Consider the following 13582-nt stretch of genomic DNA (forward strand, 5'->3'; position numbering starts at 1 on the left):
GCACACAATCTTCGAATTTTCACAGAACCTGTTAGAGAATGAACAGAGGCAGACTCACGCAGCGATTGCAATGGATCCGCTCAACTGTCCCTTGAGCGCATTCGCGACTTCTTTCGACGCCAATGGAAGTTTCATCAAAAGGCTACCATCGAGATCGAACAACTCCACCTGCTTGTCCGAAAAGCGGGCGCCGCCCAGTGTTTCATAACCGCGACGCAGCACGGTGTGCGGACGGCCGTTTTCGTTTTTCTGCAGAACCCGCACTTCGCGACGGATCGGATCGAAATATGCGTCGGGGCGATCGTTCACATGCTTCAGGGTCAGCAAGGCTGTTCCCATTGCCAGAACCAGCATCGATGGAACCGCCTTGAAGGGCAACATGTCGGCATCGAAAGTCGAACCCGGCATAAACCAAAGGGCTAGAACACTGACGATCATCAGCAAACCGATCGCCTTGAGCAGCACAATGCGCGCAGGCCAGTTCGGAGCGAATGTGATCTTGACCGGCACGGCTTTGTCAAAGGCCGACACGGTCATCGGCTGCGAGAATGTGTTGGTCTGGGTCGCGGTCATCGGTCTCAAGGTCCTTACAATGCGGTTACTCTTATGCGGTTCAACTCGCGGTAGTCAGAATTTCGACTGAAAAAGCGTCAGCAATTGGGCGCACGCAGGGTATTTGGGCGGCGGGGTGGTGACATTATTCGGGACTTGTCCCTGACGCTCAAACGTGTATATGGGGCCATCCTTTCGCAGTGATTTGTGAACCGCGCAGCCTCTCGTGGCAGGGTCGCGAAAGGGAAATGGCCCCGCCTATGAAATGCGCCTTGATATAAACAGGAGCACACATGCCGTTCTATGAGCATGTCATGATTGCGCGTCAGGACCTTTCCAACGCGCAGGCGGAAAGCCTCGTCGAACATTTCGGCACCGTCCTCGCGGACAACGGCGGCAAGATCGTCGACAGCGAGTACTGGGGCGTCAAGACGATGGCCTACAAGATCAACAAGAACCGCAAGGGGCACTATGCCTTCCTCAAGACCGATGCCCCCGCTGGAGCGGTCCAGGAAATGGAGCGCCTGATGCGCCTTCATGACGACGTCATGCGCGTTCTGACCATCAAGGTCGACGGTCACGAAGACGGCCCGTCGGTTCAGATGCAGAAGCGCGACGAACGCGGCGATCGCCGCGAACGCCGTTGATCAACGCCTGAGGAAAGGACATAAAACCATGGCCGCAAAACCGTTTTTCCGCCGCCGCAAGGTCTGCCCGTTCTCGGGTGAGAACGCGCCCAAGATCGACTACAAGGACACCCGTCTGCTTCAGCGCTACATTTCCGAGCGCGGCAAGATCGTCCCGTCCCGCATCACCGCCGTTTCGGCCAAGAAGCAGCGTGAACTGGCTCGCGCCATCAAGCGCGCCCGCTTCCTCGCCCTGCTGCCCTACGCCGTGAAGTAAGGAGAACAGGATCATGCAAGTTATCCTTCTCGAACGCGTTGCGAAACTGGGCCAGATGGGCGACGTCGTTGACGTCAAGCCCGGCTTTGCCCGCAACTTCCTGCTGCCGCAAGGCAAGGCGCTGACCGCGTCCGAAGCAAACGTTGCTTCTTTCGAATCCCAGAAAGCGCAACTGGAAGCCCGCAACCTTGAAACAAAGAAAGAAGCCGAAACGCTGGCTGAAAAGCTCGACGGCCAGCAGTTCGTCGTGATTCGCTCCGCATCGGATGCCGGTGCGCTTTATGGCTCTGTTACGCCGCGTGACGCGGCGGACGCTGCCACCGAAGCAGGTTTCTCGCTGGACAAGAAACAGGTTGCCCTGGTCGCTCCGATCAAGGAGCTGGGTCTTCACACCGTCGCGGTCATCCTGCACCCGGAGGTTGAAGTGGCAATCAAGCTCAACGTAGCGCGTTCGGCTGAAGAGGCCGAATTGCAGGCTTCGGGCAAGTCGATTCAGGAATTGGCCGCTGAGGAAGAGGCTGCCGCCGAATTCGAGATCTCGGAATTGTTCGACGACATCGGCTCGGCCGCATCCGAGGATGAAGGTCTTTCCGCCGACGAAGAAACTTCTTCCGACGCTTCCTGAGACTGAACTCAAAAAACCTGAGGGCCGCGCATTTATGCGCGGCTTTTCTTTTTCTATATCGGCGGAAAAAGGACGACGTCGGCGGGAAACAGCACACAAACTCACAGAGGTTTGCAGCGACAAAGTCCTCCGCTTATACGGATTCCGATACGGAGGTGCCCGATGACAAACCTGACACGCCGGACAATCCTGTTTGCGTTATGCTCAACTGCATTAACTGCCTGTTCCGGTTCAGATGATCGGCTGAGCACCCGAAACCAGCAATCAAACCCTCCGCTTTATCCGAACGAAACGCCGGAATTACGGGGCCTGATCAATAAATGGGCCGACCATTACGAATTGCCGCGCGAGTTGGTCCACAAGCTTGCGATCCGCGAAAGCACCCACCGTCCTTGGGCGGTCAACAGGCCCTATTACGGCTTGCTGCAAATCTATCCGGCCACGGCCCGTACGATGGGCTATCAGGGGCCACCAAACGGGCTTTTGGATGCCGATACAAATTTGAAGTATGCGGGAAAATACCTGCGTGGCGCCTGGCTGTTGGCAGATGGCGATCAACACCGGGCAATACAGCTTTATGCCAAAGGCTACTACTATGAGGCGAAAAGGCGTGGGATGTTGGTGGAAACAGGGTTGGCCAAACCAAATACATGAAGGGGTGTCGCATAAGGCATTCAAGAAATTGACTTGGTGCGACCAGCCTAACTGACTATTTGGACTCCTTAAGTCTATTGGTATTAGGTGTTTCGGGACACTCCTGTCACAAAATGGACAAAGTGTTGCCGATCAAGCGCGCTTAATTCCTGATTATGATCAACGTACTTGTCTATATGACGCCATTTGACGCAACGTGCGGGCGTGGATATGGTAATAGCCGCAACTTGAACGGACAGATGCACCGTCCGCAGCCGAGGTGTGCAAGGTGAAGTTAATTGACTTAGCAGCGGTCGATCAAAAAGAAACGACCGCAAGTGAAATCATAGACTCCGTCTGTGATTTGCTTGGTTTTGACTTTGCCTCTTATGCGACCATGAATCCGATTCATGGTGATGTTCAGGGGTACGCAAACTATCCCGAAGAATGGAAGCATCACTATGCCCGGCAAGGCTTTCACCATTTGGATCCCACACTCTATCAAGCGGCATTGAGCGTGGCTCCCGTTGATTGGGGGCGTTTCAATCACGACGACAAATTCAACACGGTATTTCGCGACGCGAGTGATTTCGGCATTACAGATCGCGGCCTGACTGTTCCAATCCGCGGCCCCTATGGCGAATGCGGTTTGCTCAGCGTGACGCGCGACTGTTCTGACAGAGAGTGGGAATCCCAGATCAAGGATGTCATGGGAGAGCTGCAGATGGCCGCCGTACATATTCATGACACTGTGATGCGTTCGGGACTTCTGGCAAAGGCACTGTACCTGCCACCGCTGTCATCGCGGGAGAAGGAAATCCTGCAATGGGTCGCCGAGGGCAAATCCCAGCAAGATATCGGTGATATTCTCAGCATCTCGCACCGAACGGTCGAGGTTCACATGCGTTCGGGCCGGGACAAACTTGGTGCGTTGACCACTGCGCAGGCTGTCGGGCGCGCGATAAGTCTGGGCTTAATCTACCCCGGGTAAAAAAAAAGAAATCTACGGGAATCCCCCAATAGATTTCATAGTCAAGTCTCTCTTAACCTAATTGTTACGGACAATAGAGATTAGAGGGGGATGACATGATCATTGTCATTGATGGGCTGAACGCACCAAAGTTCAGCTGTGTTTTGGACGAAATGTTCAAATTGCGCGCTCGCGTCTTCCAGGATCGCCTGGGTTGGGACGTGAAAGTCGAAGATGGGAAAGAGCGGGATAAGTTCGACAACCTGCATCCTGCACATGTTGTAAGCATCAACGATGATGGGGAAGTCGTTGGATGTATGAGATTGCTTCAAACGACCGGGCCACACATGCTGGCGGACGTCTTCAACGACATCCTTGATGGTGAGCCGCCCCTGCGAAGCGCGCAAATCTGGGAAGCGACCCGCTTTTGCGTCGACACCAACAAGTTGGGTCATGGACGTGGCAAGAATACTATTTCATATGTCACGAGCGAAGTTATGATCGGGTCTTTTGAATACGCACAAAAAGCAGGCGTTCTGGACGCTGTCGCTGTGATCGATCCGGTTATCAACCGCGTCCTAAAGCGATCCGGGAATGCTCCATGCGACTATCTCGGAACACCGAAACCAATGGGAAAAGTCACGGCTATGGCCGCCTTGATGGACTGCTCCGACGAACGGATCAACAGCATTAGGGAGTATGCTGGTATAGACCACGACGTCTTCCTAGAAGAAGAAGAGGCACTTACCCTGTTCCATGGTGCAACATCGAAAGATGTTACCAAACAGCATCCGGCGAACCGTGATCACCAACCGCTCAGCGTTCTGGAAAGGTATTTCGTCGAACAAATGAACTCGGCCCGAACCGAAAGTGAAGTCCAGGCAGTGCTCAAGCTCATTGAGGAGCTTTCGGACAAGTTCACACCGGCGCAGAAGGAGGCGCTGCGACGAACACCCCGTGCTTTTGCTCAAAAGGCCTGACCCCCTCACCTTTTGAGACAGAAAGCCACTCAGGCGGAGCTGCCTTCTATACCCGGCGGCTCCGTCCCAAACCCCCCGTGCTTTTGTTGGCAAGACCTGACCCCCTCATCTTGCATATCAGAAGCCACCCAAGCGGAACCGTCGAATTACCGGCGGTTCCGCCCAAATTCCCCGGTGCTTTTGCCTGTGAGGCTCCCCCCTCGCCTCGCGGGATCAGAAGCCACTCATGCGGAGCCGTCTGTTTTTCGACGGCTCCGCCCAATTTCCCCGCGCTTCCGCGAACGAGGACCGACCCCCTCACCTCGGCCTGCGGAAGCTAAAAAAACGGAGCTGCCAGTTTCCCGGCAGCTCCGTTTTTTAGTTTTCACGAGTGCCCAGAAGAGGATTATTCCTCTTCCAGCGCCTCTACGGCCTTTTGCAGATCGTCCTTGCTGACTTCCTTGTCGCTGACGTTGGCCAGTTCAAAGACATAGTCCACAACTTTATCTTCAAAGATTGGCGCGCGCAGCTGTTGTTGCATCTGGGCGTTTTTCTGGATGAATTCAAAGAATTGGCGCTCCTGGCCCGGATATTGGCGCGCCTGCTGCATAATCGCCTGGGTCATTTCGGCGTCGGTCACCTCGACCTCGGCCTTCTGTCCCAAATCCGCCAGCAACAGGCCCAGACGTACGCGACGCTCAGCCAGCTTCACATGTTCGTCGGTTGCTTCAATCTCACCGTGGTTGTGGTCGTGCACATCGGGGTTTTCTTCGTGCCACAACTGATGAGCGATCTGCTTGGCTTCTGAATCGACCAGTGAAGGCGGCAGATCGAAAGAGACGACATCGTCCAGTGCATCCAGCAGGCCGCGCTTCATCACTGCGCGGGCAGCACCAGCATATTCTGCCTCCAGACGTTCCGCGATCTGACCTTTGAGGGCAACCAGATCCTCGGCGCCGAATTTCTTGGCCAGTTCGTCATCAATCTCCGCGGCTACCGGTTCTTTCACCTCTTTGATCGTGCAGGTGAATACCGCTTCTTTTCCAGCCAGGTGCTCGGCGCCGTATTCTTCGGGGAAGGTGACGTTGACGTCTTTTTCCTCTTCGGCCTTCACGCCAACCAGCTGTTCTTCGAAACCGGGAATAAAGCTGTTGGAACCGAGAACCAACGGGTAATCCTCGGCCGAGCCGCCTTCGAATGCCTCGCCATCAACCTTGCCCACGAAATCGATGACAACCTGATCACCGTCCTTGGCTTTGGAGCCCTTGCGGCGTGATTTGAAGTTCTGTGCGGTTTCCGCCAGGTTGGCCAGCGCCTCGTCAATTGCCGTATCGTCCGCCTTGACCACCAGCTTTTCCAGCGCAATCGACTTCAAATCGACTTCGGGGATATTCGGAAGCGCTTCATAGGACATTTCGACATGAACGTCATCGCCTTCTTTCCAGTCCTCGTTGGTCATCTTGACCTCTGGCTGCAGCGCGGGGCGGTCACCGCTGTCCTCAAAATGCTTGTTCATCGCGCCGTCAATGGTTTCCTGCATCGCTTCGCCCAGCAGACGCTGGCCGAACTGCTTTTTCAGCAGCGCCATCGGCACCTTACCCTTGCGGAAGCCCTTCATCTCGATTTCCGGCTGCGCTTCTGTCAGCTTTTCGTTGACCTTATCGTCCAGCTCGGAAGCGGTGACGACGATGTTGTAGCCGCGTTTCAGACCTTCGTTCAGCGTCTCGGTAACCTGCATTATGGTAGTCCCCATAGGATTCGGGGCGCACGAAACCGCGCGCCAGGAAAATTTGATGCCTTCTATTTTGCCCGCCGCCCGCGTGCAAGGGTCATATCCCGAAACGATCCGGTTTCGGCACGATTTCTACCAACAAAAACGCCCCAACCTGGGCCGGGGCGCTAAAAACCTGCATTGTCAGGCTGCTAAATCAGAACTTCCAAAGAGCGCCTAAAACCCATGTTTCGTTCTTCTGGAAACCGGTGGTGCCGTCGTCGAAGTCGTGATTGCGGTATTTCAGGTACACATCGGTGTTGATGCTTTCGACCTTCTGAACCACGGCCACGCCCCAAGCTTTGGTGTCCGAGCCGTCATTTACGAAATCGGCCCCGCTATAATAGTCGACGCCAACACCGGTTTTACCCCAGGACACCCAGTCCCCTTCATAGGCAATCTTGCCATACCAATAACTGGGATCGCTCGCACCGGCGCTTTCGTCATCCCGTGTGCCTGCCGCAGCGGTGAAGCTCAGCCCGCTTGGTAACAGAACGGATGCAGACCCGATCGTATCTTTCCGGTCGCCCGAATTGTCGTCCCGTTCGCGTACGGCATAGGCGACGCCGGCGGAAAACTCGACACCACCAGCAAAGGTGTTTTCATAGTAGACCGCGACGTCGTAGTAATCGTCATCGTCGCTGGACGACAGAATGTTCTGCCCCCAGGCGACACTGGCTGAAATCCCGTTGAAATCCGGAGTGTCATAGCGAATGCGGCCGCGGCGGGAGCCGTCAAAATCATCACTGGTGTCGCCAATCGTGATACCGCTCAGCGCACCGCCCAATTCGCGATAGAAAAAGCCTGAGTTCTCGTCGTTCGTAAAGGAATATAGTGCCGTTCCGACATATGAGAGGTCAACCTCGGCGGCGCCATCCGAAGCCATGCTGCCTTGACCTGCAGACGCCCTGCCCCAGTCGCCTTTGAGCGAAAAGTCGACAAACCGGATATCAGTGCGGGTCCACCCACCGAAATCCGTACCCAATTGGCTCCACTCGGTCGAGTTCGGAAAACCCAAGGCCGATTCAAACCGGAACTGAAAGTCGTTAGCCCCGAATGGTTGGAAAGCACGCAAGCCTACACGACTGTTCGACAGATCGTTGTCCAGCAAGCGGGTATCCGTCTCTTGCCCGTCATCAACGGAAATGATGGCAGGGTGCAGTTGTCCATACAACAGAACATACCCGCCCGAGCCGTTCTCGTATTTCAGTTCAGCCGCAGCCGGAAATGCTGCAGTTGCAGCAACGAGCGCAGCCAATGATGTATTTCTTGAAATATCTAGCATAACCTTCACCATCCAGCGTTTTTGGTTCCTTTGTGTCATTCACTTGTGTGCAGCTGCAGAAAAAACCAGAGCGCGCCCGGAGAGGCTGTTTGAGAATGGCAAATCGGTCACATTCCTGCAGACATTTGCATATGAGTCTCTCGTGTTTTAAGGCGCTTGGTAGAAAAATTCATGTGCATCGAAAACGACCCCAAGAAAATTGTGCCGTATTACACATGCATTGAGCAAATACCAGGTCTGCATAGTTGCACACAAACTGGCGAAATCCCGCCGAGATTTTGACTTCCAACTAGAATTGAGCCAACACCTGAGATTGCGGCGGCGACAATGCAGAACACATATTGAAAGAAGTGTAGGCTTTGCGTGAGCCTGCAAATCAGCAGGCCTTTGAATGTCCGCCTTCACACATTCAGGCAGTATTGCCAATGGTGCGGTCGAGAAGACTCGAACTTCCACGGGAGTTACCCCACAGCGACCTCAACGCTGCGCGTCTACCAATTCCGCCACGACCGCACGCCTGTGACTTGGTGAGGGGCGTATAGACGCTCATGCCAGCGATGTGAAGAGGCAAAAACACTTCAGTTTGATTTCTTGGCAACTTCACATATCTGGTAAGAAACCTGTAATCATACGACCGACAATGGAGCGTCGATTGATAGCTGCAGAAGACCGTCCAGTCATTCAGATCGATATTGTTTCGGATGTCGTCTGCCCGTGGTGCATTGTCGGGTTCAAACAACTTGAGAAAGCGCTTGCCCAGTCGGGTGCCATTGCCCGTCTGCGATGGCACCCGTTCGAATTGAACCCCGATATGGGACCCGAAGGCCAGAACCTGAGGGAACATATCATGGAAAAATACGGCTCGACCGCTGAGCAGAGCCAACAGGCGCGCGACAGACTTGCCGAGCTAGGGGCTGAACTTGGGTTCACCTTCAATTTCAATGAAGAAAGCCGGATCGTGAATACCTTCAAGGCGCACCAGTTGCTGGATTGGGCAGAAGGCGATGGTCAGCAGCATGCTTTGAAAATGGCGTTGTTCAATGCATATTTCACCGACCAAAAGGACGTATCCGAACTGACCATCCTGATCGCTACTGCACAAGCTGCTGGTTTGAACAGTCAAGCCGCCCAAGATGCTTTGGAATCAGGCGGACACAAGGCCCGGGTTCGCGAAAAGCAGCGTTTCTGGTCCAGCAGGGGTATTTCAGGCGTGCCCGCAATGGTGTTCGGAGGAAAATACCTGGTGACAGGCGCGCAAGGTGTAGAAAACTATGGTCGGATCATACAGCGCTGCCTGACCGAAGCGGCCTGATCACTGCCCCTTTTACCCGCGGCCACATCGGGGTATTGATCGGCCATGGAATGGAAGATCTCAGACGGTTTGACCGACTACCGAGAGGCGGTCGAGTTCATGGAGCAACGCTCGTCGGCCATTGCGATGGGCGAAGCAAATGAATGCATCTGGCTGTTGCAACACCCGCCTCTCTACACGGCGGGCACCTCGGCAAGGCGCGAGGATCTTACCGACCCGAACCGTTTTCCGGTCTATGAAAGCAAACGGGGCGGCCAGTACACTTATCACGGACCTGGCCAGAGAGTCGTCTATGTCATGCTGGATGTCGGCAAACGCGGTCATGACGTGCGACAGTTCGTGAAGCAGCTTGAAAACTGGGTCATCTCGGCACTGGCCGAGTTCAATGTAACCGGCGAGATTCGCGACGGACGGGTCGGTGTCTGGGTTCGCCGGAGTGACAAGCCATTGACCGCTACTGGCCAAAACGCTGAAGACAAGATCGCGGCCATCGGGATCCGGTTGCGAAAATGGGTCAGCTTTCATGGCATATCGATCAATGTGGAGCCGGACTTGGAGCATTTCTCGGGAATCGTCCCTTGCGGCATTAGCGAATATGGAGTGACGTCGTTGGTGGATTTGGGCCTGCCGGTCACGATGGCAGACGTGGACAACGCGCTGATAAGGACGTTCGATGACGTTTTTGGCGAGCGTCCGATCCACGTATTCAAAGCGGACGCCGGTCTGTAAAAGCCAATTGACGACAACGTTCGGCACTGGTTCGACTCAGGTTGAGGTATTGCCCAATTCGCACCGAAAACTCCGGTCTGGAAAACAATCTGCAAAATTTGACGGCTATGTTTCGCGACCTGGAGAAAATTTTCCTTTGATATTGTCATCTAACGCGAGTTTTAATCCATTTTTTCAGAATCCCGGTGCGGACGTTCTCAAAATACCTTAGAGTGGAATCACCATTCGAAGAGTGAGTGGGATGTTAAACCGGGATACCTGGATGACCGTCCGAGTTGACCGTTCAGTGTGATTAGTACGAGTCCGCCGCTCCGACCCAAATCGGAGCGGCAATTAATTTTCGACTCAAAACTTAGCCGTGTCCGAACCGATTGGGTTCAATGCAGGCGTGATGGGCGCATTCAGTTTCAAGCGTCGCATGCTCGATGCTGAACCGGTCATGAAGAGTCACTTTAATTTGGCTTTTGATATTGTCGGCCCGCCCCCAATGACCCTGCTCCACGACCACATGAGCTGTTAGCGCTGCTTCGTTCTCCTGCATGCTCCACAGGTGGATGTGGTGTACGCTCTGCACTCCGTCTGTGGCTTCGATGGCCTCGGCCACCTGTTCCGGGTTCAGATCGTGGGGTGTTCCCAGCATCAGAACGCGGATGGTGTCTCCGATTTCGGCCTTTACGTGCCACAAGATGTAGATGGCGATCAGGAGCGTCACGGCGGGGTCGACCCATGTCCAGCCGAACACGATAACCGCGATGCCGGCCACGATGACCGCCACAGACCCCAGGGCATCGGCCACGTTGTGAATGAATGCCGCGCGGATGTTCATGCTTTGCCTGGACATGGTATAGGTCAAAGCCGCAGTGATCAGATCAACCACCAATGCAAAAACTGCAATCCAGACCACCATCCAACCGTTGATCGGTTCAGGCTCAAAGAACCGCATAATACCTTCATAAATAAGGTAAAATGACAGAACGACAAGCGTCGTATAGTTGACCAGCGCGGCGATCACCTCGGCGCGACCATAGCCGAAACTCATCCGCGCGTCCGCTGGTCGGCGAGCGATCTTGCGGGCGAAGAAGGCAATGATCAACGCGATGGCGTCCGAGAAATTGTGCAGCGCGTCGGCGATCAACGCCAGCGATCCCGACAGAATGCCCCCGATGACCTGGGCCAGGGTCAGGATCATGTTGACGGCGATGGCCCAGGCGACTCGGGTGTCGCCGGTTTGGGGGTCTATGTGGTGGTGTTTGTGCGAGTGATCGTGCGGCATGCGGCGGCGCCCCTTTTGTGATGTGTCGCAGTTCCACCTAATTGCTCCAGTAACTGGAGCTTCAAGAGGGGCGGCAAAAATTAACCAATCGCCGCCCGGATTTTTTCCGCGTGACCGGCAATCTCGGCCATGTCCCCCATGTTTCCCGGTGGCCGCAAACGGTCGCCCTCGTGACGCGGGAGGACATGGAAATGCAGGTGAAACACCTCTTGCCCACCCGCGGCCTCGTTGAACTGCTGAACCGTAACCCCTTGAGCATCAAAGGCTTTCATGACGGCGTGACCCATCTTTTGAACCGTCTGCATGACGGCGGACAACTGCGCGGGCGAGGCGTCCAGAACATTGCGGCAAGGGGTTTTCGGTATCACCAGCAGATGCCCGTCGGCGCGCGGCATGATGTCCATGAAGGCCAGCGTGTCGTCATCTTCGTAAACCTTTGACGAGGGAATTTCACCGCGCAGGATCTTGGCGAAGATGTTGTCGGGATCATAATCCATGTGGGCCATCCGTTCTGTGTGGGGCTGTTGCCAGAGTTGTGGTCCACCCACCCCGCCGGGTCAAGCCGCAGGTTTGTACAGCAAACTGTACGAATTGTACCGGTTTTCGAGGGGGGTTGTTCGTTTTGTACTGGTGGATTGCGGATGGATTGCAATCACATCGGTCAGTCGGGAAGTCCACCGGCGCGCATCGCGTCAAAATATCGGTCTTGATCTTCCTTGTGCTGAAACGGCGTATTGCGGTGGGTGGAAATCCTGAAATTCGGGTTGATAGCAAGTAGATTCTCAGCCTCTGCCTGAGCTTCTTCCAGCCGACCCATTTCGGCCAATGTCGCGACAAGGATTCGGCGAGGCGGCAGAGCCTTTGGATAAGTGGCAATTCCTGTCTTTGCCAGAAGGAGAGCCTGATCGTAGTTCTTCACGAAGAAATTCGAAAGCGCCGCGTTGAAGTTATACCAACCGGGATAGCGTGGGTTGACCCTTTTGGCTTTGTTGTTCCATTCGATGGCTTCTGCGGCCTCTCCCATCAACGAGCGCAAGAAACCCATATCGTAAAGGACTTCGGGATCGTTGGGATTGCTAGTCAGCGCACGTTGATAAGCGCTGTACGCCAGTTCGTGATCGTGATCGGCAAACAGGTGAATTTGGCCCAACCGGTGTTGGACCCGGTAGTCCGTCTGATCAAGCTCCAGAGCACGGGCAACATGATGTCGGGCCAGATTCAGCGTCTCTTCGGGGGTGTCTGTTCCATTGAAACGCCAGAGGCCGAGATAGCGAGCGCCCAACTCAATATGCGCGGACAGAAAATCCGGGTCCTGAGCGATGGCTTTCTTCAGTAGATCAATCGCCTCTTGTCGGCCCGCAGTGTTCAGAGAATTGCTCTTTGCTACCGCTCTCAGATAAAGGTCATATGCCTCCAGATTGTCAGTTGGAGTTTCCCTCAGGGCTGCAATCTCTTTTGCTTCGATGACCCCCTTCAGTGTCGTGGTGATTTCCTGAACAAGCGCAGCCTGAGCAGAGAACACATCCTCGACCTTGAACTCATATTGCTCCGACCAGATCGCGTGTTCGTTCTCGGCTTCAATGAGGGTCGCATTGACCGAAAGAATGTCGTCTCGGCTATGAATGCTGCCGACCAACACATATCGAACCCCCAGTTCGCGACCAATATCCCTTGGCCTGCCCGGATCTTCTGCGAAGGTGATCGCCGTTGACCCTGCAATTACCAAAAGTTGAGGAAACTTAGAAAGCTGCGTTGTTAACGCCGTGCCGAACCCTTCGGCGAGATAACCAATGTCAACGTCATCCGACCTGTTTTCAAAAGGTATTATCACTATGGAAGGTTCAGGCGGCAACGGATGAGCCAATACATTTGTGGCAACAACTCCGTTTTCTTGTCTCCACAGCTGCAACAATGCAACAACAACGAGGATCAGAAACGCGCACGCTGCGGAAATAAGCATTCTCCGTCGCATGTGACCGCCGTTTGAGGAAGGCGCTTTCTTTTGAGAAACACCCAGCGCATTGGCTTTGGCATCAAGGACAACTTTGAATGCGCGAACCGGCCTTTCTATGTTTTTGACCTGAATTTCGCCCAGATCCTCAAAATTCAAGTCAAGCTTTCCACTGATCTGATCGTGAACGCTGCGGTGGATGCAGACACCGCCCGGATCCGCCAATCCCTCCAACCGTGCAGCCAGGTTGACCCCGTCACCGTGCAAATCGCCCTTTTCGGCAATAACGTCACCGACATTCACGCCTATCCGAAACACGATACTTTGGTCGCTACCGGCCCCCGCATTCCGTTCATGCATCCCAAGCTGAACCGCCACGGCGAAGCGGACGGCATCAACGGCGCTGGCGAACTCCATCAACGCGCCGTCGCCCATCAATTTGATCGTTTTGCCGCCGTAGAGCAGGGCGCAAGGTTCAATCAATTCTGCACGGTGGGACTTCAGCGCGCGAAGCGTTCGGCTTTCGTCGCGTTCCATAAGGCGCGAATATGCAACTACGTCGATGCTTAGAATTGCGGCAAGTCGGCGCGACATTCATTTCTCCTATTTCGAGAATAGC

The 13582-nt window shown here is 54.6% G+C and carries 14 protein-coding genes, 1 tRNA gene and 1 pseudogene; 8 read left to right on the forward strand and 8 right to left on the reverse strand.

The window, feature by feature from the left end; translation table 11 throughout:
- Positions 1 to 54 precede the first annotated feature (54 nt).
- Entirely contained in the window at positions 55 to 573 is a 519-nt protein-coding gene (locus AC2FMY_RS02160) for a hypothetical protein (RefSeq protein WP_480748281.1), read from the reverse strand.
- Positions 574 to 845: 272 nt separating this feature from the next.
- On the opposite strand from AC2FMY_RS02160, the gene rpsF reads away from it, so the two are divergent.
- From rpsF to AC2FMY_RS02190, 6 genes are all read left to right on the forward strand, one after another.
- Entirely contained in the window at positions 846 to 1199 is a 354-nt protein-coding gene (gene rpsF / locus AC2FMY_RS02165; protein ID WP_480748280.1) for a 30S ribosomal protein S6, read from the forward strand.
- 28 nt (positions 1200 to 1227) lie between these two features.
- A complete protein-coding gene (gene rpsR / locus AC2FMY_RS02170) occupies positions 1228 to 1455 on the forward strand; it encodes a 30S ribosomal protein S18 (protein ID WP_005608650.1) in 228 nt (75 codons plus the stop codon).
- Positions 1456 to 1468: 13 nt separating this feature from the next.
- On the forward strand, positions 1469 to 2080 hold the full coding sequence (gene rplI, locus AC2FMY_RS02175; protein ID WP_480748279.1) for a 50S ribosomal protein L9: 612 nt from the start codon (positions 1469 to 1471) through the stop codon (positions 2078 to 2080).
- 162 nt (positions 2081 to 2242) lie between these two features.
- Positions 2243 to 2734, forward strand: a complete 492-nt coding sequence (locus tag AC2FMY_RS02180; RefSeq protein ID WP_496747290.1) for a transglycosylase SLT domain-containing protein — start codon at positions 2243 to 2245, stop codon at positions 2732 to 2734.
- Positions 2735 to 3002: 268 nt separating this feature from the next.
- Positions 3003 to 3704, forward strand: a complete 702-nt coding sequence (locus tag AC2FMY_RS02185; protein ID WP_480748277.1) for a helix-turn-helix transcriptional regulator — start codon at positions 3003 to 3005, stop codon at positions 3702 to 3704.
- A gap of 95 nt (positions 3705 to 3799) precedes the next feature.
- Complete coding sequence (locus AC2FMY_RS02190; RefSeq protein ID WP_496747288.1) at positions 3800 to 4663, forward strand: acyl-homoserine-lactone synthase; 864 nt, start codon at positions 3800 to 3802, stop codon at positions 4661 to 4663.
- Between the two features lie 385 nt (positions 4664 to 5048).
- On the opposite strand, the gene tig is transcribed toward AC2FMY_RS02190, so the two are convergent.
- From tig to AC2FMY_RS02205, 3 genes are all read right to left on the reverse strand, one after another.
- On the reverse strand, positions 5049 to 6380 hold the full coding sequence (gene tig, locus AC2FMY_RS02195) for a trigger factor (protein ID WP_496747285.1): 1332 nt from the start codon (positions 6378 to 6380) through the stop codon (positions 5049 to 5051).
- 190 nt (positions 6381 to 6570) lie between these two features.
- Positions 6571 to 7671, reverse strand: coding sequence for a porin (locus AC2FMY_RS02200; protein WP_496747281.1), 1101 nt, complete (start codon positions 7669 to 7671; stop codon positions 6571 to 6573).
- 453 nt (positions 7672 to 8124) lie between these two features.
- Positions 8125 to 8211 (reverse strand) — tRNA-Leu (locus AC2FMY_RS02205).
- A gap of 127 nt (positions 8212 to 8338) precedes the next feature.
- On the opposite strand from AC2FMY_RS02205, the gene AC2FMY_RS02210 reads away from it, so the two are divergent.
- Positions 8339 to 9010, forward strand: coding sequence for a DsbA family oxidoreductase (locus AC2FMY_RS02210; protein WP_496747277.1), 672 nt, complete (start codon positions 8339 to 8341; stop codon positions 9008 to 9010).
- 45 nt (positions 9011 to 9055) lie between these two features.
- The gene (lipB, locus tag AC2FMY_RS02215; protein WP_496747276.1) at positions 9056 to 9739 is read left to right on the forward strand and encodes a lipoyl(octanoyl) transferase LipB; all 684 of its coding nucleotides are present in this window, start codon (positions 9056 to 9058) and stop codon (positions 9737 to 9739) included.
- Positions 9740 to 10091: 352 nt separating this feature from the next.
- On the opposite strand, the gene AC2FMY_RS02220 is transcribed toward lipB, so the two are convergent.
- From AC2FMY_RS02220 to AC2FMY_RS02235, 4 genes and pseudogenes are all read right to left on the reverse strand, one after another.
- Positions 10092 to 11012 (reverse strand): cation diffusion facilitator family transporter, encoded by a 921-nt coding sequence (locus AC2FMY_RS02220; protein WP_496747274.1) that lies wholly within the window; start codon positions 11010 to 11012, stop codon positions 10092 to 10094.
- A gap of 80 nt (positions 11013 to 11092) precedes the next feature.
- The gene (locus tag AC2FMY_RS02225) at positions 11093 to 11509 is read right to left on the reverse strand and encodes an HIT family protein (RefSeq protein ID WP_496747272.1); all 417 of its coding nucleotides are present in this window, start codon (positions 11507 to 11509) and stop codon (positions 11093 to 11095) included.
- Positions 11510 to 11673: 164 nt separating this feature from the next.
- Positions 11674 to 13122 carry a tetratricopeptide repeat protein gene (locus AC2FMY_RS02230; protein WP_496806977.1) on the reverse strand — a complete coding sequence of 483 codons (1449 nt, stop codon included), beginning with the start codon at positions 13120 to 13122 and terminating at the stop codon, positions 11674 to 11676.
- A 21-nt stretch (positions 13123 to 13143) separates the two neighbouring features.
- Positions 13144 to 13557: pseudogene (locus AC2FMY_RS02235) on the reverse strand (adenylate/guanylate cyclase domain-containing protein); the annotation flags it as partial.
- Between the last annotated feature and the right edge of the window lie 25 nt (positions 13558 to 13582).

It is taken from the genome of Ruegeria sp. YKSE079, from assembly GCF_059612845.1.